Annotated in this window: 18 protein-coding genes; 15 read left to right on the top strand and 3 right to left on the bottom strand. The window is 67.8% G+C overall.

The window, feature by feature from the left end; all coding sequences use genetic code 11:
• Positions 1–119 precede the first annotated feature (119 nt).
• The 11 genes from AC2ITM_RS24600 (at position 120) to AC2ITM_RS24550 (ending at position 13367) form a co-directional block, all read left to right on the top strand.
• A complete protein-coding gene (locus AC2ITM_RS24600) occupies positions 120–1019 on the top strand; it encodes a helix-turn-helix domain-containing protein (protein WP_486470838.1) in 900 nt (299 codons plus the stop codon).
• A gap of 81 nt (positions 1020–1100) precedes the next feature.
• Positions 1101–2531, top strand: coding sequence for an aldehyde dehydrogenase family protein (locus AC2ITM_RS24595; RefSeq protein ID WP_486470837.1), 1431 nt, complete (start codon positions 1101–1103; stop codon positions 2529–2531).
• A gap of 146 nt (positions 2532–2677) precedes the next feature.
• A complete protein-coding gene (locus AC2ITM_RS24590; protein WP_486470990.1) occupies positions 2678–4219 on the top strand; it encodes a GMC family oxidoreductase in 1542 nt (513 codons plus the stop codon).
• A gap of 83 nt (positions 4220–4302) precedes the next feature.
• A complete protein-coding gene (locus AC2ITM_RS24585; RefSeq protein ID WP_486470836.1) occupies positions 4303–5220 on the top strand; it encodes a LysR substrate-binding domain-containing protein in 918 nt (305 codons plus the stop codon).
• Positions 5221–5316: 96 nt separating this feature from the next.
• The gene (locus AC2ITM_RS24580) at positions 5317–6315 is read left to right on the top strand and encodes a TRAP transporter substrate-binding protein (protein ID WP_486470835.1); all 999 of its coding nucleotides are present in this window, start codon (positions 5317–5319) and stop codon (positions 6313–6315) included.
• Positions 6316–6377: 62 nt separating this feature from the next.
• Positions 6378–6860, top strand: coding sequence for a TRAP transporter small permease (locus AC2ITM_RS24575; RefSeq protein WP_486470834.1), 483 nt, complete (start codon positions 6378–6380; stop codon positions 6858–6860).
• Positions 6857–8155: a TRAP transporter large permease gene (locus AC2ITM_RS24570; RefSeq protein WP_486470833.1), complete on the top strand. Its 1299-nt coding sequence runs from the start codon at positions 6857–6859 to the stop codon at positions 8153–8155. The genes AC2ITM_RS24575 and AC2ITM_RS24570 overlap by 4 nt, the downstream gene beginning before the upstream one ends.
• Before the next feature lie 5 nt (positions 8156–8160).
• On the top strand, positions 8161–9096 hold the full coding sequence (locus AC2ITM_RS24565; RefSeq protein ID WP_486470832.1) for a dihydrodipicolinate synthase family protein: 936 nt from the start codon (positions 8161–8163) through the stop codon (positions 9094–9096).
• Complete coding sequence (locus AC2ITM_RS24560; protein WP_486470831.1) at positions 9096–11342, top strand: molybdopterin-dependent oxidoreductase; 2247 nt, start codon at positions 9096–9098, stop codon at positions 11340–11342. Before AC2ITM_RS24565 ends, AC2ITM_RS24560 begins: the two co-directional genes overlap by 1 nt.
• A gap of 11 nt (positions 11343–11353) precedes the next feature.
• Positions 11354–12133, top strand: coding sequence for an SDR family oxidoreductase (locus AC2ITM_RS24555; protein ID WP_486470830.1), 780 nt, complete (start codon positions 11354–11356; stop codon positions 12131–12133).
• Between the two features lie 10 nt (positions 12134–12143).
• Positions 12144–13367: a D-amino acid dehydrogenase gene (locus AC2ITM_RS24550; protein WP_486470989.1), complete on the top strand. Its 1224-nt coding sequence runs from the start codon at positions 12144–12146 to the stop codon at positions 13365–13367.
• A 5-nt stretch (positions 13368–13372) separates the two neighbouring features.
• On the opposite strand, the gene AC2ITM_RS24545 is transcribed toward AC2ITM_RS24550, so the two are convergent.
• Genes AC2ITM_RS24545 through AC2ITM_RS24535 form a run of 3 tightly spaced genes read right to left on the bottom strand, consistent with a single transcriptional unit; the run spans position 13373 to position 16204 of the window.
• The gene (locus AC2ITM_RS24545) at positions 13373–14653 is read right to left on the bottom strand and encodes a TRAP transporter large permease (RefSeq protein ID WP_486470988.1); all 1281 of its coding nucleotides are present in this window, start codon (positions 14651–14653) and stop codon (positions 13373–13375) included.
• Positions 14650–15141, bottom strand: coding sequence for a TRAP transporter small permease (locus AC2ITM_RS24540; protein ID WP_486470987.1), 492 nt, complete (start codon positions 15139–15141; stop codon positions 14650–14652). Before AC2ITM_RS24540 ends, AC2ITM_RS24545 begins: the two co-directional genes overlap by 4 nt.
• A gap of 52 nt (positions 15142–15193) precedes the next feature.
• Positions 15194–16204, bottom strand: a complete 1011-nt coding sequence (locus AC2ITM_RS24535; protein ID WP_486470986.1) for a TRAP transporter substrate-binding protein — start codon at positions 16202–16204, stop codon at positions 15194–15196.
• Positions 16205–16515: 311 nt separating this feature from the next.
• Between AC2ITM_RS24535 and AC2ITM_RS24530 the strand changes: the two genes are divergently transcribed.
• From AC2ITM_RS24530 to AC2ITM_RS24515, 4 genes are all read left to right on the top strand, one after another.
• Positions 16516–18141, top strand: a complete 1626-nt coding sequence (locus AC2ITM_RS24530; RefSeq protein ID WP_486470985.1) for an ABC transporter ATP-binding protein — start codon at positions 16516–16518, stop codon at positions 18139–18141.
• A gap of 166 nt (positions 18142–18307) precedes the next feature.
• The gene (locus AC2ITM_RS24525) at positions 18308–18808 is read left to right on the top strand and encodes a MarR family winged helix-turn-helix transcriptional regulator (RefSeq protein WP_486470984.1); all 501 of its coding nucleotides are present in this window, start codon (positions 18308–18310) and stop codon (positions 18806–18808) included.
• A gap of 82 nt (positions 18809–18890) precedes the next feature.
• A complete protein-coding gene (locus AC2ITM_RS24520; protein WP_486470983.1) occupies positions 18891–20222 on the top strand; it encodes an NAD(P)/FAD-dependent oxidoreductase in 1332 nt (443 codons plus the stop codon).
• A 108-nt stretch (positions 20223–20330) separates the two neighbouring features.
• On the top strand, positions 20331–21983 hold the full coding sequence (locus tag AC2ITM_RS24515; protein WP_486470982.1) for a peptide ABC transporter substrate-binding protein: 1653 nt from the start codon (positions 20331–20333) through the stop codon (positions 21981–21983).
• Positions 21984–22061 lie beyond the last annotated feature (78 nt).

The raw sequence follows: 22061 nt of genomic DNA, 5'->3' as shown, positions 1-22061 counted from the left end.
GCCGCAAAACGGGGCATTGCGGGAATTTTGGTGAAGATTCACGCAAATTCCCCGATCCGGCGCTTTGGCGATGGCCGTATCGGGTGTCTTCTGGGGCCATTCCGACCCGGAGCGTCGCCATGCAGGACGGTATTGCCCATCACCACTTCCCCCATCTGGAGGCCTTCCGGGCCGGGATCCGCGGCATTTGCGGCGCCTATGAGGTCGAGCCGGGGCAGGGCGGGTTCCGCGCCCGTGCCGGGCTGGCGCGGCGCGGCGGGCTGGAGATCGCCTCGGTCGGGCTGGTGGCGCAACGGGTGTCGCGCGACGCAAGGGCGATCCGGCGCGACGGGGCGGATCATTTCGTGCTGGTGGTGCAGCAGGCGGGGCAGGCGGTGATGCGGCAGGGGGATGCGGCGCAGCGGCTGCGCCCGGGCGACATGTTCCTGTCGGATGCCGCACGGCCCTCGGTCTTTGATTTCGGCGGTGGCTACGGGGCGCAGCTGTCGGTGCATCTGCCGCGGGCCGCGGTGCTGGACCGCTTCGGGGCCCGGGCGCAGGGCGGGCTGGCGATCCGGCGCGAGGAACGCCTGGCGGTGGCGATGACGGCGCTGCTGCAGCGTGCCGCCGAAGACGACCCGCCCGAGATCGCCGAGGCTTTCCTGGCGCTGCTGGGCGCCTGGCTGCAGGATGCCGCCCGCGGCACCCCCGCCGATCCCCGCGCCGAGGGGTTGCTGGGCCAGGCCCTGAGCCTGATCGCCCGCCACGCCCGCGACCCCGAATTTGGCCCCGGCACCCTGGCCGCCCGGCTGGGGGTGGCGCCGCGCCGCCTGCAGCGCGCCTTCGCCCCCCTGGGCGAGACCCCGCGCGAACGCATCCTGGCCACCCGCCTGGCCCGCGCCCATCAGGCCCTGGAACAGCGCGGCCCCCGCACCGTGGCCCAGATCGCCTATGACCAGGGCTTTGGCGACCTGTCGCATTTCTACCATGTCTTCCGGGCCCGCTACGGCCATGCCCCCGGCACCACCGGTGACGCCTGAGGCCAAGCCGGCGCGACGCATCCGCCCAAGACCGCCCCTCGGGCCGCGCCTAGCCTGCGGCAAACACAGAGGGAAACCGCCATGTCGCTCGACCGCACCGACCTTCACAGCTACCCGATGATCATCGGCGGCCAGCCGGTCATGGCCGCCGCACAGTTCGCCGTCACCAACCCCGCCACGGGCGCCGTGGTGGGCCATGCGCCCCAGGGCACTGCCGCCGATCTGCAGGCCGCCATCGCCGCCGCCGGGGCCGCCTTCCCCGGCTGGGCCGCCACCCCCGATGCCGAACGCGCCGCCGCCTGCCATGCCATCGCCGCCAAGATGGAAACCCATGCCGAAGAGCTGGCCCGCCTGATCACCCTCGAACAGGGCAAGCCGCTGGGCGGTGTCGGATCGCGCTTCGAAATGGGCGGCGTCGCCGCCTGGTGCCATTACACCGCGACCCTCTCGACACCGGTGCAGGTGCTTTCGGATGACGACAAGGGCCGGGTCGAGCTGCATCGCAGGCCGCTCGGGGTGGTGGGCTCGATCACGCCCTGGAACTGGCCGGTGATGATCGCCACCTGGCACATCCTGCCGGCGATCCGCACCGGCAACACGGTGGTGGCGAAACCCTCGCCGCACACGCCCCTCTCGACGCTGCGCTATATCGCCCTGATGAACGAGGTCCTGCCGCCCGGCGTCGTCAACGTCGTCTGCTCGGATGAACGCCAGGACAATCTGGGCGCGCTGATGGCGGCGGATCCGGCGATCCGCAAGATCGTCTTCACCGGCTCGACCGCCACGGGGGCGAAGGTCGCCGCCGCCGCCGCCCCCCTGATGACCCGGCTGACGCTGGAACTGGGCGGCAATGACGCGGGCATCGTGCTGCCCGATGCCGATCCCGCCGCCATCGCGGAAGGCCTCTTCTGGAGCGCCTTCATCAACATGGGCCAGACCTGCGCCGCGCTGAAACGGCTCTACGTGCCCGACAGCCTGCATGACGCGGTGATCGAGGCGCTCTCGGCGGTGATCGCCTCCATTCCCATGGGCAACGGCCTGGACGAGGGGGTGATCATGGGCCCGCTCTGCAACAGGATGCAGTTCGACACCGTCTGCCGCCTGACGGAAGCCGCCCGCGAAAGCGGCGCCACCTTCCACACCGGCGGCACCCCGGGCGAGGGGCTGTTCTTCCCGCTGACACTGGTCAGTGGCCTGACCAATGGCCACCCGCTGGTCGACCAGGAACAGTTCGGCCCCGTCCTGCCCGTCATACGCTACCGTACGGTGGACGAGGCCGTGGCGCTGGCGAACGACGGCCCCGCGGGCCTTGGCGGCTCGGTCTGGTCGCCGGACATCGCGGCGGCGCGGGCGGTGGCGGCGCGGCTTGACTGCGGGTCTGTCTGGATCAACCAGCACGGCATGGTCCGCCCCGACGCCCCCTTCGGCGGGCGCAAGCAATCGGGCCTGGGCGTCGAATTCGGCCAGGAGGGGCTGAACGCCTATACCGACATCCAGACGATCATCGCCTGACCCCCTGCCTTTCATCTTTCCACAAATATGCACGTCGCCCGGTCGCCACCGGGCCGACGCCCGATCACAGGGACCTGCCCATGACATCTGCCCCCACCCCGCCCGCCGCCACGATCACCAGCGAAACCGGCACCCCCGGCGCCCGGATGAACCCCGCGAACGGCCGCGACGCCAGCTATGACTACATCGTCGTCGGCGCCGGATCCGCCGGCTGCGTGATGGCGGCGCGGCTTTCCGAAGACGGCGCCTCGGTGCTGCTGCTCGAGGCCGGCGGGCCCGACGACACCGACATGATCTGGACCCCCATGCGGGTGATCGAGCTGTGGAATTCCCCCTATGACTGGGCCTACTGGACGGTGCCGCAGCGCCATGCGCAGGACCGCACGCTGTTCTGGCCGCGCGGGCGCACGCTCGGGGGGTCGTCCTCGCTCAACGGGATGATCTACGTGCGCGGCGCCCCCAGCGATTATGACGGCTGGGCGGCGCTCGGCAATACCGGCTGGGACTGGGACAGCGTGCTGCCCTATTTCCTGAAATCCGAGGATTACTCGGGCGATGCCTCGGCCATGCACGCCAAGGGCGGGCCGCTGCATGTCACGGCGAACCCGGTGCCCCATGTGGTCAACAAGGCCATGGTCGAGGCCGCGGTGCAGGCCGGCCATCCGCTGAACCTCGACTGCAATTCCGGCGACCAGATCGGCGTGGGCTTTTGCAACCTCAACACGCGGGACGGCAAGCGGCAGTCGACGGCGGTGGCTTTCCTGCAACCGGCGCTGGCGCGCGCGAACCTGACGCTGATCACCCATGCCCGCGTCCACCGGGTCGAGATCGAGGACGGCCGCGCCACCGGTGTCACCTATGCCCAGTCGGGCCAGCTGCACACCGTCCATGCCCGGCGCGAGGTCGTGGTCTGCGGCGGTGCCATCGAAAGCCCGCGCATCCTGATGCTGTCGGGGATCGGCCCGCGCGACCATCTGGAAACCCTCGGGATTGCGGTGCGGCATGACCTGCCCGGGGTGGGGCAGAACCTGCATGACCATACGCTGCTGCCCGTCACCTGGGAGGCCTCGCGCCCCGTGCCGCCGCCGCCGCATACCGGCATGACGCCGCTGCACACGCATCTCTTTGCCAAATCCTCGCCTGATCGGGCCGAACCCGACATGCAGCCGCTGGGCCTTTTCGCGCCCTATTACGCCCCCGAGCAGGATGCGGGCATCGCCAATGCCTTCACCTTCAACGCCGGCGGCGTCAAACCCACCTCGCGCGGCGAGGTGCGGCTGACCTCGGCCGATCCGGAGGCGCCGATTGCCCTCGATCCGAATTTCCTGGCGACCCAGTACGATGTCGAGACACTGGTCACCTGCGTCAAGATGATCCGCCAGATCGCCGCCCAGCCCGCCCTGGCGGACTGGATCGCCCGCGAGATCTACCCCGGCCCCGAAGTCCAGAGCGATGCCGCGCTGGCAGACTACGCGCGTTCGGCGGTGATGAGCTATCACCACCAGTGCGGCAGCTGCCGGATGGGCGTGGACGAGATGGCCGTGGTCGACCCGGAGCTGCGGGTGCATGGGGTGGCGGGCCTCAGGGTGGTCGATGCCTCGGTCATGCCCTTCGTGACCACCGGCAACACCAATGCCCCCACGATCATGATCGCCGAGAAGGCCGCCGACATGATCCGTGCCGCCTGACAGGCCCCTGGCCGCGCCCCGGGCCCTTGCCAGCGCCGCCCGCCCCGGCGACAACGGGGCGGGCAGCAGGGCAGGGGGCCGCGATGAACCAGAAACAGCTGACGGCCTTTCGCATGGTGATGCGCCACGGCACCATCACCGAGGCGGCGCGGGCGCTGAATGTCTCTCAGCCTGCGGTCAGCCGGCTGATCGCGGATCTGGAGGCGGACATCGGTTTCCCGCTGCTGCACCGGCCCGGCGGCAAGGCCCTGCCCACCCGCGAGGCCTATGAATTCTTCCAGGAGGTCGAGCGGATGTTCTACGGCCTGGAGCGCCTGGGCCAGGTCGCCGAGGAGATCCGCCTGCTGAACCGCGCCGTCTGCCGGGTGGCCTCGATGCCGATGGTCTCGTTCGAGATCCTGCCGCAGGCGCTGCATCGCCTGGTCAGCCGCCATCCCGGCATCGACATCAGCCATGACGTGCATACCTCGCCGCGGATCCTGGATCTGCTGGCCTCGAGGCAGATCGACCTCGGCATCGCGCAGACCGATCCGGGGCGTCAGGATGTCGAGGTGCTGGCCGCCTATCGCACCGACTGCGTCTGCGTCATGGCCCCCGAACATCCGCTGGCCGCGCGCGAGGTGGTGACGGTGGCCGATCTGCACGGCACGCCGATGGTGGCGCTGAACTTTCGCACCCTGACCTACAGCTACCTGATGCGCTGCTGCGCCGAGGCGGGCGTCACCCCCCGCATCGTCGCCGAGACCCAGCCCAGCTATTCCGCCTGCAGCCTGGCTGCCCTGAACGTGGGCATCGCCATCGTCGATCCGATCACGCCCGGGGTCTTTGCCGAACGGCTGTGCGTGCGGCCCTTCCGGCCCGACCTGCCCTTTGACTACCAGGTGATCAAGCCCGCGGGCCTGCCAATGTCCCGCGCCGCAATGGCTTTCTTCCAGGCGTTGCAGGACACCATCGCGGCACAGGCGCATTACGGGCGGCGGGTTCATAACATTCCCGCATGAACCCAGCCGATCTTTGTATTTGAAATTATCTTCCTGTCACGGAACGGTCGGCCACAGAAAAGACGGCAACCAATCCAGCGACAGGGTGAAAAGATCATGACCATTTCCAGACGTGACGTTCTTGCCATGGGATCGGGCCTTGCGGCGCTGGCCGTGGCGGGCCCGGCGATGGCTGCGGCGAAATATACGCTGCGCATCCATACGCTGGTGAAGTCTCCGCATCCCTACAACGACATGGCCGCCGCCATGAAGGCCGAGATCGAGGAAAAATCCGCCGGCCGGATCGAGGTCAAGATCTTCGACAGCGGCCAGCTGGGCCAGGATCCGGCGGTGATCGGAGAGATGGCCTTTGGCACCATCGACATGATGGTCTCGACCACCTCGAACGCGGTGCAGCAGATCCCGGAATTCGGCATCTTCACCATGCCCTACCTGTTCAAGGGCATGGATGCGGCGCTGGCCAAGATCGGCCCCGGCACCCCGGTGCAGGATCACTTCGAGGCGGTCTATGAAAAGCGCGGGCTGGGCATGAAGCTGCTGGCGCTTGGCGTGTCGGGCACGCGCAACATGTCCTTCGCCAAGGTCGATGTGAACGGGCCGTCGGATCTGAAGGGGCTGAAGATGCGCACGCCCTCGTCGCCGATGGATGCCAAGACCTGGGCCGCCTTCGGGATGCTGCCCGTCACCGTCGCCTGGGGAGAGCTGTATGCCGCCATCCAGACCGGCGTGGCCGAGGCGCTGGAAAGCTCTCTGCCGGGCTATTCGGGATCGAAGCTCTATGAGGTGGCGCCGCATGTGGCGATGACCGAGCACACGCTGCAGGTCAACCATACCTCGATTTCCGACATCACCTGGAAGAAGCTGCCGAAGGATCTGCAGCAGGTGGTGGCGACGGCTGCCGTCAATGCCAATGCCCTGGGGGTCGAGAAGGCCAAGGGATATGATGCCCAGATGGTCGAGGATCTGCAGAAGTCCCATGGCGTCACCGTCACCCGCCCCGACAAGGCCGCCTTCATGGAGGTCCTGGCGCCGATGCAGGGCGATCTGGCCAAGTCGCTGTCGCTGTCGGATGAATATGCGCTGCTGACGGCGTGAGCTGCGGACGGCCGCCCGCTGCCCCCCCGGGGCATCGCGGCGGCCCCTATGAAAGTCTTCCCATGTACCACCGTCTGTGCGACGGGCTGGCGGCGGGGATCCGGGTGCTGTCCTGGATCGCCTTCGCGGCCATGATCGCCGCCGTTGCCCTGCAGGTGCTGGCCCGCAACGTGCTGGACCTGCCGATGATCTGGACCAGCGACGTGGCCCAGCTGCTGTTCACCTGGCTGATCTTCCTGGGCGCCGCCGCGGGGCTGCGCAAGGGCGCCCATTACGTCGTCGACGTGCTGCCCACCCACCGCCCGCGCGTGGCGCTGATGGCCGAGGGGATCTCGTTGATCGCGGGGGCCTTCGTGGCCTGGATCCTGACGCTGCACGGCTGGACGCTGGCCCAGCTGCGCGCCAGCGGCGAGATCCAGTCGCTGGGGATCTCGCAATTCTGGATGTACCTGCCGCTGCCGGTCTCGGGCGCGCTGATGGCGCTTTTCCTGGTCGAGCAGCTGCTGGAGCTGATCCGCAACCCCCTGCCGGAGCACCCCGCATGAGCCCCCTTGTCCTGCTGCTGGGCAGCTTCTTCGTGCTGATCGCCCTGCGGGTGAACATCGGCTTCGCGCTGATCCTGTCCTCGGCCATCGTCATCAAGACCCAAGGCCTGCCGCTGGTGTCGGTGGTGAACCAGATGTTCGCCGGGATCGACAGCTTTACCCTGCTGGCGGTGCCCTTCTTCATGCTGCTGGGGCGGATCCTGAATGCGGGCTCGATCACCGACCGGCTGCTGGGCGTCGCCGATGCCACGGTGGGCCATGTGAAGGGCGGGCTGGGCCATGTGAACGTCTTCGTCTCGATGGTGTTCGCCAGCCTCTCGGGGTCGGCGGCGGCGGATACGGCCTCGGTCGGGTCGATCCTGATCCCGGCGATGAAGAAGGCGGGCTATCCGGCGCCCTTCGCGGCGGCGCTGACGGCGGCCTCGTCGACGCTGGGGGTGATCATCCCGCCCTCGATCATCCTGATCGTCTACGGCGCCTTCGGCAATGTCTCGATCGGGGCGCTGTTCGTGGGCGGCGTGGTGCCGGGGGTGCTGATCGGCCTGTTCATGATGGTCTATACCTACCTGCTGGCGGTAAAGCACGGCTATCCGGCCAACCCCTTCCCGGGGATTGCGAAATACCGCCGCATCCTGGTCCGGGGCGCGGCGCCGCTGATGATCCCGGTGATCGTGCTGGGCGGCATCGTGGGCGGCGTCTTCACCCCGACCGAGGGCGCCATCGCGGCGGTCCTTTGGGCACTGTTCCTGTCGGTCGTGGTCTACCGCGACATCGCGCTGCGCGACCTGCCCGGGCTTTTGTCGGAGGCGGTGGTCGATTTCGCCATCCCGATGTTCACCGTCGCGGGTGCCGGCATCTTCGGCTGGCTGATCGCCTATCTTGGCGCCGCGCAGATGGTGGTGGATTTCATCCTTGGGATGACCCATCAGCCCTTCCTGATCATCCTGATGCTGATCATCTTCCTGCTGCTGATCGGCATGGTGCTGAACCCGATCTCGGCCACGCTGATCTTTCTGCCGATCATCCAGGCGCTTGGCGATGCGGCGCATGTGAACCCGATCCACATGGGCGTGCTGTCGACCATCATCCTGTCGGTCGGGCTGATCACGCCACCCTACGGCATCTGCCTGCTGATCGCCTCGCAGATCGCCGGCGCCTCGCTGGGGTGCTGCATGCTGGCGGCGGCTCCGATCTGCCTGCTGACCATCGGCGTGGCGATCCTGTCCTATTTCGTTCCCGATCTTGTCCTGGGCCTGCCCAAGCTGCTGGTCCCGCAACTTTTCAACGGAGGTTGATCCCGATGTCCCATCCCAAGCCCAAGGGGTCCTTCGTGGCCCTGGTCACGCCCATGAACGACGACGGTTCCGTCGATTACGAGGGCTTCCGCACGCTGCTGAACTGGCACCATGAAAACGGCACCTCGGCGGTGCTGATCATGGGATCGACCGGCGAGGTGTCGATGCTGTCGCCCGAGGAGCGCCGCAAGATCATCGCCGAGACGGCGAAGATGAAGCCGGGCAACATGCTGATGTACTACGGCGTCACCGGCAACAACACCGCCACCACGATCGAGTACACCCGCTTCGCCAAGGAGAGCGGCGCCGATGGCGTGATCATGGCCGCCCCCGCCTATATCTGCGCCGACAACGACGCGATTACCGATTACGCGATGGAAGTGCTGGACAGCACCGATATCGCCATGGGCTTTTACAACAACCCGCCGCGGGTCAAGACCGACCTGCACTGGGATGACATCCTGAAGCTGGCAAGGCACGACAACATGGTGGTCCTGAAGGAAAGCACGACCCGGGTGGGGCAGGTGGCGCAGGTCTGCGCGGCGAAGCCCGACATGTCGATCATGTGCTGCTGCTCGCCCAATCTGGGGCTGGTGATCCCGACCATGGCGCTTGGCGGGCATGGCACGGCGAACATGACCGGCAACATCATCCCGCAGGAAATGGCCGTGATCTCGACCCCGTGGGAGACGGGCGAGGATGCCTTTGCCTGCCGCGAGGCCTGGCTGGAAAACCTGCCGATGCTGCATTTCGCCTATTCGACGATCAACCCGGTGTCGATGAAGACGCTGATGCGGGCGGTGGGGCTGCCTTCGGGGCCGCTGCGGGCGCCGCTGAAACCGGCGAAGCCCGAGGTGCTGCAGAAGGGCATCGACGCCTTCGCTCGGCTGGGGCTGGCGCAGAAATACGGCCTGTCCGTGCCCAAGCTGGCGGCCGAGTGATGCCCGGGGCCCTGCCGCACGATCCCCCGGGGCCCGTGGGGCTGGGCCATTGGGGCGCCTTCCGCGCCGAGGTGGCAGGCGGCCGGCTGGTCGCCGCCCATCCGCTGGGGGGCGCCGATCCGCAGATGATCGGCGCTTGGCCCGAGCTGGTGCATTCGCCCCTGCGCATCGATCGCCCGCACATCCGCCGCGGCTGGCTGGAACAGGGCCCCGGCCCCACCGATGCCCGCGGCCGCGACGAGATGGTGCCCGTCGACTGGGACACCGCCCTAGACCTGGCGGCGGCCGAACTGGCGCGGATCTACCGCGACCACGGGCCGACGGCGATCCTGGGGGGCTCTTACGGGTGGTCCTCGGCCGGGCGGCTGCACCATGCGCGCAGCCAGCTGCGGCGCTTTCTGGCGGCGGCGGGGGGCTATACCGACCAGGTGACGAATTACAGCTGGGGCGCGGCGGCGGTGATCCTGCCGCATGTGCTGGGCTCGACCGCGACGGTGGCCCATGCGGCGACCAGCTGGCAAAGCATCATCGAGCACAGCGACCAGGTGGTGGCCTTCGGCGGGCTGAACCCGAAGAACTGGCGGCTGACCTCGGGCGGGTCGGTCGACCATCCGCTGCCGGATCTGGTGGCGCGGGCACAGGCGGCGGGCTGCGGCTTTACCGTGCTGTCGCCGCTGGCGCAGGACATCCCCGAGGGGCTGCAGGCGACGCTGATCCAGCCGCGTCCCGGGTCCGATACCGCGATCATGCTGGCCCTGGCGCACGAGGCCTGGATCAGCGGCCGCGCCGATCTGGACTTTCTGCGCCGCCACACCACCGGCCATGCGGCGCTGGTGGCCTATCTGACCGGCGCCACCGACGGCCAGCCCAAGACGCTGGCCTGGGCGGCGGCGCTGGCCGATATCCCCGAGGCCGAGCTGCGCGCGCTGTGGGAACGGATCCGCACGGGGCGCATCATGCTGACTGCCGCCTGGGCGCTGCAACGGGCCGAACATGGCGAACAAAGCTTCTGGGCGCTGATCGCGCTGGCGGCGATGCTGGGGCAGGTGGGGCTGCCGGGGGGCGGGTTCTGCTTTGGCTATGGCTCTATGGGGTCGGTGGGGGATCAGGCGCGGCGCGGCTATGTGCCGACCTTTCCGGGGCTGGCGAACCGCGGCATGGCGATCCCCTGCGCGGCCTTTGCCGATGCGCTGCTGCACCCGGGATCCGATCTGGCCTTTGACGGCGGCCGGATCACCCTGCCGGACCTGCGGCTGGTCTATTGGGCGGGCGGCAATCCGTTCCATCACGCCCAGGACCTGACAAAGGTCGAGGCCGCCTGGGGGCGCGCCGAAACCGTCATCGTGCACGAGCCCTGGTGGACCCCCACAGCGCGGCGCGCCGATATCGTCTTTCCCGCCACCACCGCGGCCGAGCGCGCCGACATCGGCGGCACCTCGCGCGATCCGCATGTGGTCTACATGGTGCCGCTGGTGCCGCCGCAGCACCAGGCGCGCAACGACCGCGATATCCTCTGTGCGCTGGCGGACCGGCTGGGCTGCCGCGCCGCCTTCGACGAGGGCCTGGACGAGGACGGCTGGCTGCGCCGCATGTGGGACGAGACCCGCGCCCGTGGCCGGGCCGAGGGGATCGCGGTGCCCGATTACGACAGCTTCCGCGCCATGGGCATCTGGCGGGTCCCCGCGCCCGAGCGCCCCGAGGTGCTGCTGGAGGCGTTCCGCGCCGATCCCGTGGCGCATCCGCTGCCGACGCCCTCGGGGCGGATCGAGCTATTTTCCGAACGGATCGCGGGCTTTGGCCTGGCGGATCAGCCGGGCCATCCGGTGTTCCATGCGCCGGTCGAATGGCTGGGCGCTGCCGCCGGGGACGAATTCCACCTGGTCACCCACCAGCCCGAGCGGCAGCTGCACAGCCAGCTGTGGCAGACCGGCGCGGGCATGTCGGGGGGGCCTGCCGCGATGCGGATCCACCCCGCGGATGCGGCGGCGCAGGGGCTGCGGGACGGGGCGCTGGCGCGGGTCTGGAACCGGCGCGGCGCCTGCCTGGCCCGAGTGCTGGCCGATGCGGGGGTCAGGCGCGGCGTCGTGGTGATGCCGACCGGCGCCTGGTTCGCCCCCGAAGCCGGGCTGGAGCGCAACGGCAATCCGAACGTGCTGACCTCGGACCGGCGGACATCGACACTGGGGCAGGCCTGCGCGGCACTGTCGGCGCTGGTGCGCGTGGCACCGGCGGATTTGCAAGACTGAAGGAGACGACGATGGATCTGGGCATCAGGGGGCGCCGGGCGCTGCTGACGGGGGCCAGCCGGGGCATGGGGCGTGCCTGTGCCATGGCGATCGCGGCCGAGGGCGCCGAAATCACCATCGCCGCGCGCGATCCCGGGCAGCTGGAGCGCACCGCCGAAGAGATCCGCGCCGCGACCGGTGCCACGGTCCATTGCGTCGCAGCCGACGTCACGACCGAGGACGGCCGCGCGGCGATCCTGGCGGCCTGTCCCGATCCCGACATTTTGCTGAACAATGCCGGCGGCATGTTGCCCGGCGATTTCCGCGACTGGTCCCGTGACGACTGGATCGCCGCGGTCGACCTGATGATGCTGCCGCCGATCCTGATGATCCGCGACGTGGTCGACGGGATGATGGAGCGGGGCTGGGGCCGGATCGTCAACATCGTCTCGCGCAGCGTCAAGATCCCGCAGGCGGAACTGGGGCTGTCGAACGGGGCGCGCTCGGGGTTGGTGGGGTTCACTGCGGGGCTGGCGCGGCAGACCGTGGGGCAGGGGGTCACGATCAACAACCTGTTGCCCGGCGCCTTCGACACCGATGCGCAGCGCGAACATGTGGCGGGGATGGTGGTGCCGGGGGGGCCCTCGGCCGAAGATCTGTACGCCCGGCGCGCGGCCGCAAACCCCGCCGGCCGGATGGGCCGCCCGGAAGAGATCGGCGCCTATTTCGCCTTCCTCGTGTCGCAGCATGCGGGCTATGTGACGGGGCAGAACCTGCTGGTGGATGGCGGCGGCTATCCCGGCACCTACTGAGGGGCATCCCATGAAGATCACCGTGATCGGCGCTGGCGTGGTGGGGGTGACCTCGGCCTGGTATCTGGCGCGCGACGGCCATGAGGTCACCGTGCTGGAGGCGCGCGAGGGCGTGGCGCTGGAGACCTCCTTCGGCAATGCGGGCGGGGTCTGTCCCGGCGTCGCGGGGCCCTGGGCTGCGCCCGGAATGCCGTGGAAGGCCGCGAAATGGATGTTCCAGCCCTCGGCGCCGCTGAAGGTGCGGCCGCGGGCGTCGGTGGCGCAATGGCGCTGGCTGGCGCAGTTCGTCGCCAATTGCACCGAGGCGCGCTTTGCCGCCAACAAGGCGAAGATGCAGAAGGTGGCGCATTTCTCCAAGGCCTGCCTGGTGGGGCTGCGGGGGGAAACCGGCATCAGCTATGACCACGGCACCGGCGGCGTGCTGCAGGTCTTCCAGAAGGATTACGAGCTGGAGGGCGGGCGCCGGTCGGCGGCCGTGCTGCAAAACCTTGGCATCGCGCATCGCCTGCTGGGCCCCGAAGAGGTGCTGGAGACCGAGCCGGGCCTGGCCAATGCGGGGCTGACATTCGCGGGCGGGCTGCTGCTGTCGGGCGACGAGACCGGCGATTGCCACCTGTTCTGCAAGGCCCTGGCCAAGCTGGCCGAGGGGCGGGGCGCGAGGTTCCGCTTCGACACCCGCGTCACCGGGGTCCGGCTGGAGGGCGACGCGATCGCCGCCGTCCGGGTGGGCGAGGAAGAGATCCGCACCGAGGCCGTGGTGATCGCCACCGGGCCGCAGACCGGGCTGCTGAAAACCCTCGGGATCCGGGTGCCGGTCTATCCGGTCAAGGGCTATTCGATGACTGCGCAGATCACCGACATGGCCGCCGCGCCGCGCTCTTCGGTGCTGGACGAGCATTCCAAGGTGATGATCACCCGGCTGGGCAACCGGCTGCGGGCGGCGGGGATCGCGGAACTGGCGGGGTTCGACCGCTCGATGCCCGCCCCCGTGCTTGAGGGCATGAAGGCGCGCGTGGCCGAGCTGTTCCCGGGGGCCGCGGATTACGAGGGCGCGAGCCTCTGGCATGGGTTCCGCCCGATGACGCCTGCCGGGCCCAGCATGGTCGAGCGGCGCAAGTACGCGAACCTGTACCTGAACCTTGGCCATGGCTCGAACGGGTGGACGCAGGCCTGCGGCACGGGGCGGATGATGGCGAACCTGGTGGCCGGGCGCGACACCTTCGCCGCGCCCTGAGCCCCTCAGCCATACAGCAGGTGCGGGATGATCAACGAGATCTGCGGCACGTAGGTGATCAGCAGCAGCACGATCAGGTTCACGACGACAAAGGGCCAGACCCCGCGGATGATCTGCGCCACCGGCTTGTTCAGCGTCGAGGAGGCGACGAAGATGTCCAGCCCGAAGGGCGGCGTGATCATCCCCAGGCAGACGTTCAGCGTCACCACCATGCCGAAATGCACCGGGTCGATGCCGAAGCTCTGCGCCACCGGGAAGAGCGGCGGCACCAGCACCAGCAGGGTCGAGTTCGGGTCGATGAACATCCCCGCGATGAAGAAGCAGAGATTGACCGCGATCATGAAGACGACCCAGTTGGCGTCGATCATGTGCAGCAGGTCGATGATCTCGGTCGGGATGCGGGCGAGGGTGACGAAGAAGCTGATCAGCCCGCCCATCGCCAGCAGCACGAAGATGACGGCGGTGTTGATGGCGCTGGCCTCGGTGATGCGGGCAAGGCCCTTCAGGTCGAGGCTGCGGAACACCGCCATTTCCACCACGATGGCGTAGACGACGCTGATGGCGGCGGCCTCGGTCGGGGTGAAGAGGCCCGAATAGATGCCGCCCAGGATGATGACCGGCATCCCCAGGGCCCATTTCGCATCCCGGATGGCGCGCAGGCGGGCGGACCAGGGCAGGCGGGGGGCATGGGTGACATTGTCGCGCGCGGCCTGGATGCGGACATAGACCGCAAAGGCCAGGCCCAGCACCACGCCCACCGCAAGCCCCCCCGCGAAGAGTTGCGAGATCGACGTGCCGGTGATCCAGCCATAGACGATCAGCGTGATCGAGGGCGGGATCAGCAGAGAGGTCTCTGCCGCCGCCACCAGCAGCCCCAGGGCGAAGCGGTCGGAATAGCCCGCGGCGCGCATCTCGGGGTAGACCATGCGGCCCATGGCGGCGACGGTGGCGGGCGCCGATCCCGACACTGCCCCGAAGGCCATCGAGCCGCCCACCACCACATGGCCGATGCCGCCGCGGGTATGGCCCACCAGCGCGGTGACGACGCCGATCAGCTGCCGCGCGATCTGCCCCGAGCCCATCAGGTTCGCCGCTAGGATGAAGAAGGGAATGGCCAGCAGCGTCGAATGGTCGATGCCGCCCACCATCTTCTGCACCACCGCCGCATCGGGCAGGCGGGCATAGAAGGCTTCCTTGTAGGCCAGCGCCGGAACCCCCAGCACCAGCAGCATCTCAAAGCCCAGCCCCAGAAGGGCCACGGCCAGGATCAGGATCAGCAGGATCATTCGGGCGCCCCCTGGTAACGGTCGATCAGCCCCGCAAGGCTCAGGCCATAGCGCAGCCCCATCAGCACGAAGCCCGCGACGGGCGCCGTGTAGATCAGCCCCATCGGAATGCCCAGCGTCGGAGAGGTCTGGCCCGATTTCAGCACGAATTGCACCAGCCCCACCGCCAGCCAGGCGACGTAGAAGCTGAACAGCATCCCCACCAGGTCGATCAGCTTCAGCAACAGGCGCATGGCGCCGGGCGGCAGGCGTTCGCGCAGGTTGGTGATGCCCACGTGCTTGCCCCGTTCCAGCGCCAGCCCCAGGGCCAGGAACACCAGGAACAGGTTCATGATCCGCACCGCTTCCTCGATCCAGGAGAACTGCGTGGCGATGTCGCCGCCGATTTCCCGGGTGATGACCGACAGGGTGAACAGCGCCACCATGGCCAGGAAGAGGGTGACGAGAAGACCGCGCTCGATCTTCCTGAGTAGGTCAAGGACAGGCATGGCGGCCTCCGGTCAGGGCGGGGGGCGCGGGGGGCGCCCCCCGGGGCAGGGGTTACTTCAGCTTGGCGTATTCGGCATCGTAGATGTCGAGCAGCTTCTGGCCCGCATCACCGGTCTTTTCCAGATAGGCCTTGGAGGCCGGGCCGAACATCGCCTCGCGGAAGGCGGCGCGTTCCTCGGGGGGGGCGACACGGACGTTGATGCCCGAGGCCTTGATGTCGGCCAGCGCCGCATCGACGGCCTTCTGCTTGCCGGCGGTCAGATCGGGGACGACCTCTTGGAAGGCTTCGGTGATGATCTGCTGGTCCTTGGCGGGCAGGCTTTCCCAGAACATCGGGTTGAACAGCACCACGTCTTCCATCGCGCCATGGTCCGAAACCACGAGGTATTTCTGCACCTCGTTGTATTTCATCGCCTTGATCGTATCGAGGGGGTTTTCCTCGCCATCCACGACGCCGGTCTGCAGCGAGGTGTAAAGTTCGCCGAAGGGCAGGGCGATGGCCGAGGCGCCAAGCGCCTTGAACTGTTCGATCAGGATCGAGCTGTCCATGACGCGGAACTTCTGGCCCTTGAAATCGGCGATGTTGTCGAGGGGCTTGTTCGAGGTGAACTGCTTTTTTCCGTTGGGCCACAGGGCGATCGCCACCATGCCCTTGTCATCGAAGGATTTCAGCAGTGCCTGGCCGAAGGGGCCTTCGCGCAGCGCCTCGGCCTTCTGGGCGTCGTCGGGCAGCAGGTAGGGAATGTCGAGGATCGACACCAGCGGGTTGAAGCCGCCCAGGAAGGCGGCGGGCGCCACGGTGGCCTCGATGGTGCCCAGCTGGACGCCTTCGTTCATCTGGCGCTGGTCGCCCAGCTGGCCTTGCGGGAAGATCTGGAATTCGACCTCGCCGTTGGTGCGTTCCTTGACCAGGGCCGCGACCTTTTCCAGGTAGATGTTGCGGTTCTGCTGGGCGCTTTCCAGATGGCCGATCTTGGCCACGTAGGTTTCGGCCATGGCCGGCGCCGACAGCCCCAGCCCCAGCAGGGCAAGGGCGGGATAAAGAATGGATTTCGCGAGCATGTGGTTCCCCTTGGACTGTCCCGGATGTCTGACCGAACCGTCATACCGGCCCCGATTGCAGGTCAACCGGCAAGGCGGGGGCGCCGGGTCCCGGGCAGGGGCCGCTTAGCCGTTCACGGCTCCGAGATCAAGAAACAGGCACCGGCCCGGGGCGCATGCCGTGGCGATGGCGCCGCGCCGGGCTGCCCATCAAAGCGGCAGGGAGGGGGGGCGGACGGATTTGGCGGCCGTCCGGCGCCGACAGGGTTGCGCGCCGCCTGCCGCAGGGGGTCAGCTGGCCGGGCATAACAACGATAAACGACGAGACCGCCATGACGACCAGCGACACGGGCTTTGGGCCCGTCCTTTCGGTGCGCAACCTTTCCGTCGCGCTGCCCGGCAACCACGACCGGCCCTATGCGGTGCACGACATCAGCTTTGATCTGAACCCGGCCGAGATCCTGTGCATCATCGGCGAGAGCGGATCGGGAAAATCGGTGACCGCCAATACCGTGATGGGCCTCTTGCCCGAGGTGATGACCGTTTCCCAGGGCGAGGTCGATTTTCGCGGCCAGCCCCTGCTGAGCCTGCCCGAAGCCGAAAAGCGCCGCCTGCGTGGGCGGGCGGTGTCGATCATCTTTCAGGATCCTCTGTCGGCGCTCAATCCGCTGATGACGGTGGGCGCGCAGATCCGCGAGGTTCTGGATGCCCATCACGAAGGCACGCCGGAAAGCCGCGCCGACCGGGTGGTCGAGATGCTGACCGAGGTCGGCCTGCCGGATCCGGCGCTGATCCAGCACCAGTATCCGTTCCGCCTGTCGGGCGGGCAGCGCCAGCGGGTGATGATCGCCATGGCGCTGGCGCTGGATCCCGATATCCTGATCGCCGATGAACCCACCACCGCGCTGGATGTCACCACCCAGGCCCAGATCCTTGAGCTGATCCGCCGCATCCAGCAGCGCAAGGGCATGAGCGTGATGTTCATCACCCATGACTTCGGCGTCGTGGCGCAGATCGCCGACCGGGTGATCGTGATGGAACAGGGCCGGTTGGTCGAGCAGGGCGAGGCATCCGCGGTGCTGCAGGCGCCGCGCCATCCCTATACCGCCAAGCTGATCGCCGCCGTCCCCCAGATGCGAGAGACCGACCGGACCCGTGCCGAAACCCGCCCCGTGGCGCTGCAGGTGAAGGGCCTGCAAAAGACCTACCGGACGCGCTCGGGCTTTCTGGGGCGGATGAGAGAGGTCCATGCGGTCAATGACATCAGCTTTACCCTGCACAAGGGCGAGACCATCGGCATCGTCGGCGAGAGCGGCTCGGGCAAGTCGTCGATGGGCAAGGTGCTGATGAAGCTGATCCCCGCCGATGGCGGCCAGATCCTGTTCCAGGGCGAGGACACGCTGGCATTGGACGAGGACGCCTTCCGCCCGCTGCGCCCGCGCATCCAGATGATCTTTCAGGATCCCTATGCCTCGCTGAACCCGCGGTTCACCATCGGGCAGGCGCTGACGGTGGGGCCCATCGCGCATCGGTTGCTGACGCCACGCGACGCGCGCCGCAAGGCCGAAGGCATCCTGCAGCAGGTCGGGCTGGATCCGCAGGCCTTCGAGCGCTATCCGCACGAGTTCTCGGGCGGGCAGCGCCAGCGGGTGGGCATCGCCCGGGCGCTGATGTTCGACCCCGAGGTGATCGTCGCGGACGAGGCGGTTTCGGCGCTGGACGTGTCGATCCAGGCCCAGGTGCTGGAACTGCTGGACCAGATCCGCCGAGAGCGCCGGCTGGCGATGATCTTCATCACCCATGACCTGCGGGTGGCCAGCCAGATCAGCGACGAGATCCTGGTGATGCACCGGGGCCGGATGGTCGAATACGGGCCGCCCTCGCAGATCTTCCACGCGCCGCAGCATGACTACACGCGGTCGCTGGTGGCGGCGATTCCGGGGGCGAAGGTCGCCTGACCCCCGATCAGGGTGCCGCTGGGGCAGTCCGGGGCCCCGGCGGTTGCGCGATTTTTGCCCATCCGCCGCTTTCGCCGGGCAGGTGGTTGTGATTTACAACTTAATGCTTGCCTGCCGGGGGCCGGGCCGGGTGTCATGGCGACAGTTCCGCCCCCAGGACCCCGCAATGCCCGACATTCCCGCCATAGCCCTTCTGGACGACCCCGAGGTCGAGATCGACGGTCTGCGGATCGACGTCCTGGAAGGCGCGTTCAGCTGGTACATCCGCTCGATCGAGGTGATGGTCTCGCGCGATCTGGATGCCCGCATGGCCGCGCTGGAGGTCGCGCGCGGCAAGGGCAAGATCACCACGCTTCTGCTGGTGGACGACTATCCGGGCATCCGCCCCTCGCAGATCGCCGGGGTGCTGATGCGTGACCGGCCCTCGACGGGGCGGGTCATCGACCGGATGGTCGAAGCCGGGCTGATCCGGCGCGAGACGGCAGAGGACGACCAGCGTGCCCATGCCCTTTTCATCACCGACAGGGGCCATGCCCTGTCGCAGCAGGTGCGCGACATCATCCGCACCCAGGAAGAGGAATTCTTCGACTTCATCGAGCCGGAGGACCGGGCGCAGTTCATGTGCCTGCTCAAGCGCGCCTACCTGAAACTGAGGACGAAATGGTAACCCGACCCGGGCGCGTGGCGCCCCTTTCCCCGGCGCGCATCCGCGCCTTCTCCCTTCCCCGATCCGCGCAAGGAGCCCTCTGATGCCCGGTCCCTTTGTCAATCCGTTCCATGGCGATACCGACCTGCCCAGGAAGGTCGACGTGGTGGTCATCGGCGGCGGCATCATCGGCACCACGACAGCGCTGGAGCTGGTCGAGCGCGGCTTCAGCGTGGCGCTGTGCGAAAAGGGCGGTATCGGTCACGAACAGTCCAGCCGCAACTGGGGCTGGGTGCGCATCACCCGTCGCGACCCGCGCGAGGTGCCGCTGATGGCCGAGGCGCTGCGGATCTGGCCGGGCATGGCCGAACGCTGTGGCCGCGACCTGGGCTACAGGCGCGCGGGCATCGCCTTTGCCTGCACCACCGAAAAGGACTTTGCCCAGCACGAGACATGGCTGGAGAACCTGCGCGATTATCAGATCGAAAGCCGGATGGTGACCGGCCAGGAGCTGGAAGAGCTGTTCCCCGGCAACCGGATGCAGATCAAGGGCGCCCTTTACACCGCCGCTGACGGCCGGGCCGAACCGCAATGGGCCGCCCCCGCCGTGGCCGAGGCCGTGCGGGCCCGTGGCGGCCATGTGATGACCGAATGCGCGGTGCGCGGCATCGAGACCCAGGCCGGCCAGGTCTGCGGCGTGGTCACCGAACGCGGCGCCATCGCCTGCGAGCAGGTGGTGCTTGCCGGTGGCGCCTGGTCCAGCCTGTTTGCCCGCAACACCGGGCTGCGGTTGCCGCAGCTGAAGGTGAAGAACTCGGTCATCCGCACCAAGCCGCTGGAGGGCGGGCCGGAATGTGCGCTGTGGAACGAGGGGTTCTCGATCCGCAAGCGGGCGGATGGCGGCTATACGATTGCCGACGGCTTCCGCAACGAGGTCGACATCGTGCCCGACAGCTTCCGCTTTCTGCGCGATTTCATGCCCGCGCTCGGCGCTGAATGGAAATCGCTGCTGCTGCGGGCGGGGGGGCGTTTCTTCGACGAGGCGCGCATCCCCAACCGCTGGAAGATGGACGAGGCCAGCCCCTTCGAATACTGCCGCGTGCTGGATCCGAAACCGGCGTTTTCGTTGCAGGACAAGGCTTTCGACAACCTGCGCAAGGCCTTCCCGGTCTTCGAAAAGGCCGAGGTCGCGCAACGCTGGGCCGGTGCCATCGACGTCACCCCCGATGCGGTGCCGGTGATTTCCGGCATCGACAGCGTGCCGGGCTTCTTCATCGCCACGGGCTTTTCGGGGCATGGTTTCGGCATCGGACCTGCGGCGGGGCGGCTGGCGGCGGACCTGGTCAGCGCCCGCACGCCGGTCGTCGACCCCACGCCCTTCCGCTTCGGCCGCTTCAGCGACGGCTCGAAGATCGAGATCATCAGCGGCTTCTGACGCGGTGGCTGATTTCGGGGCCTTCCCTTCGGGGGCGGCCTCTCCCCGGTGGGCGAGCGGGCGAGCGCCGGGGGCCAATCAACCCGCACAGCAACAGGGAAAGCGACCATGACTGACAAGACGAAAGCGACGTTCATGAACCGCCGTCAGGCGATCTCGCTGCTGGGGGCGGCGGGGCTGATGGCGCCGGCGATGCTGGGCCGCGACAAGGCCTTTGCCGCGGTGGCCGATCCGACGGGCAAGCTGACACTGGCCTTCTCGCAGGAGCCCACGGTCTTCAACCCGCTGATGCCGCATATCGAGGTCGACGAGGGCGTCTATTATGCGATCTACGACCCGCTGTTCGACTTCGATCCCGACGGCAACCTGTTCCCGATCCTGGTGACCGAGGTCCCGAGCGTCGCCAATGGCGGCATTTCCGAGGACGGGCTGAGCTGGAAGGTGACGCTGAAGCCGGGCACCACCTGGCATGACGGCACGCCCTTCACTGCCGAGGACGTGAAATTCTCGCTCGAACTGACGATGGATCCCGATTTCCGCTCGTTCCGCTCGACCGGTTACAAGTTCATGAAGAACATCACCGTCGTCTCGGACACCGTGCTGACCTGGGAGATGAGCGAACCCTTCGCGCCGATGGCGGCGATCCTGGCCTCGACCTACATCATCCCGAAACATGCCTTCGACGGGGTGGCCGACAAGAACACCGCGCCGTTCAACAATGCGCCGATCGGCACCGGGCCCTTCAAGTTCAAGCAACGCATGGCCGGCGATCACATCGAATTCGAGGCCAACACCGCCTATCACATGGACGGCCCCTATCTGAAGACGCTGATCATCAAATACGTGCCCGACCTGAACGTCATGTACACCCAGTTCAAATCCGGCGACATCGACGTCATCGGCCTGCAGTACATCAGCCCCGACCACCTGGGCGAGGCCGAGAAGCTGCCGGGCAAGGTGGTCAAACTGGCCGGGGCCTCGACCTTCGAATCCATCGGGCTGAACATGACCCGGCCGCAGTTCAAGGATCCGGCGGTGCGTCAGGCGATGTACATGGCGCTCGACAAGGCCTCGATCATCGACGCGCTTTATTACGGCGTGCCGAAACCCACCGAGACCTACATGCCGCAGCAGTCCTTCTACTACAATCCCGACCTGCCCAAGCATGAATTCAGCATCGAAAAGGCCAATGCCCTGCTGGACGAGGCAGGCTGGGCCAAGGGCGCCGACGGCATCCGCGCCAAGGACGGCGTGAAGCTGGAGTTCACCAACTCGACCACCGCCGGCAACCACCTGCGGGAACAGGCGCAGCAGTTCTTCCAGCAGACCTTCCAGCAGATCGGCATCAAGATCACGATCAAGAACTTCCCCCCGGCCGTCATGTGGGGCGACTACTGGATGAAGTCCGAGTTCGATTCCGTCGTCGTCGGCCTGAACTGCCTGGCCGGTGCCGACCCGGATTCCTCGGATTACTTCATGTCCACCATGTCGCCGGTGCTGGGCGGGGCGGGGCAGAACACCTTCGCCTATCAAAACCCCAAGGTCGATGAGCTGCTGGTCAAGGGCGCCGCCAGCTTTGTCCCCGAAGAGCGCAAGCCGATCTACCAGGAGATCCAGAAGGTCATCCGCGACGACCTGCCGTTCCTGCCGGTGTTCCAGTATGCGCTGATCAAGGGCTACAAGGACGATGTCTCGGGGGTTGAGCCGAACGTCAACAACCGCATCGACACCTGGAACGTGCGCGACTGGAAGCGGACCTGACACCGCCCGGCAGGGCGGCCGGTCCGCCCGGCCTCCGGGGGCGCCGTTTCCGCGCGGCGCCCCGCCTTTCCCCCCACT

This window comes from Pseudooceanicola sp. NS-SX9 (genome assembly GCF_057380705.1).
Note: the sequence above shows the minus strand (reverse complement) of the source record. Positions and strands in the feature narration are given on the sequence as shown.

Bases quoted from the DNA above. Each gene is read 5' to 3' on its own strand.
- AC2ITM_RS24590 (WP_486470990.1), top strand. From the start codon at position 2,678: ATGAACCCCGCGAACGGCCGCGACGCCAGCTATGACTACATCGTCGTC.
- AC2ITM_RS24530 (WP_486470985.1), top strand. From the start codon at position 16,516: ATGACGACCAGCGACACGGGCTTTGGGCCCGTCCTTTCGGTGCGCAAC.
- AC2ITM_RS24515 (WP_486470982.1), top strand. From the start codon at position 20,331: ATGACTGACAAGACGAAAGCGACGTTCATGAACCGCCGTCAGGCGATC.
- AC2ITM_RS24585 (WP_486470836.1), top strand. From the start codon at position 4,303: ATGAACCAGAAACAGCTGACGGCCTTTCGCATGGTGATGCGCCACGGC.
- AC2ITM_RS24565 (WP_486470832.1), top strand. From the start codon at position 8,161: ATGTCCCATCCCAAGCCCAAGGGGTCCTTCGTGGCCCTGGTCACGCCC.
- AC2ITM_RS24535 (WP_486470986.1), bottom strand. From the start codon at position 16,204: ATGCTCGCGAAATCCATTCTTTATCCCGCCCTTGCCCTGCTGGGGCTG.
- AC2ITM_RS24525 (WP_486470984.1), top strand. From the start codon at position 18,308: ATGCCCGACATTCCCGCCATAGCCCTTCTGGACGACCCCGAGGTCGAG.
- AC2ITM_RS24570 (WP_486470833.1), top strand. From the start codon at position 6,857: ATGAGCCCCCTTGTCCTGCTGCTGGGCAGCTTCTTCGTGCTGATCGCC.
- AC2ITM_RS24560 (WP_486470831.1), top strand. From the start codon at position 9,096: ATGCCCGGGGCCCTGCCGCACGATCCCCCGGGGCCCGTGGGGCTGGGC.
- AC2ITM_RS24555 (WP_486470830.1), top strand. From the start codon at position 11,354: ATGGATCTGGGCATCAGGGGGCGCCGGGCGCTGCTGACGGGGGCCAGC.
- AC2ITM_RS24520 (WP_486470983.1), top strand. From the start codon at position 18,891: ATGCCCGGTCCCTTTGTCAATCCGTTCCATGGCGATACCGACCTGCCC.
- AC2ITM_RS24600 (WP_486470838.1), top strand. From the start codon at position 120: ATGCAGGACGGTATTGCCCATCACCACTTCCCCCATCTGGAGGCCTTC.
- AC2ITM_RS24595 (WP_486470837.1), top strand. From the start codon at position 1,101: ATGTCGCTCGACCGCACCGACCTTCACAGCTACCCGATGATCATCGGC.
- AC2ITM_RS24550 (WP_486470989.1), top strand. From the start codon at position 12,144: ATGAAGATCACCGTGATCGGCGCTGGCGTGGTGGGGGTGACCTCGGCC.
- AC2ITM_RS24545 (WP_486470988.1), bottom strand. From the start codon at position 14,653: ATGATCCTGCTGATCCTGATCCTGGCCGTGGCCCTTCTGGGGCTGGGC.
- AC2ITM_RS24540 (WP_486470987.1), bottom strand. From the start codon at position 15,141: ATGCCTGTCCTTGACCTACTCAGGAAGATCGAGCGCGGTCTTCTCGTC.
- AC2ITM_RS24580 (WP_486470835.1), top strand. From the start codon at position 5,317: ATGACCATTTCCAGACGTGACGTTCTTGCCATGGGATCGGGCCTTGCG.
- AC2ITM_RS24575 (WP_486470834.1), top strand. From the start codon at position 6,378: ATGTACCACCGTCTGTGCGACGGGCTGGCGGCGGGGATCCGGGTGCTG.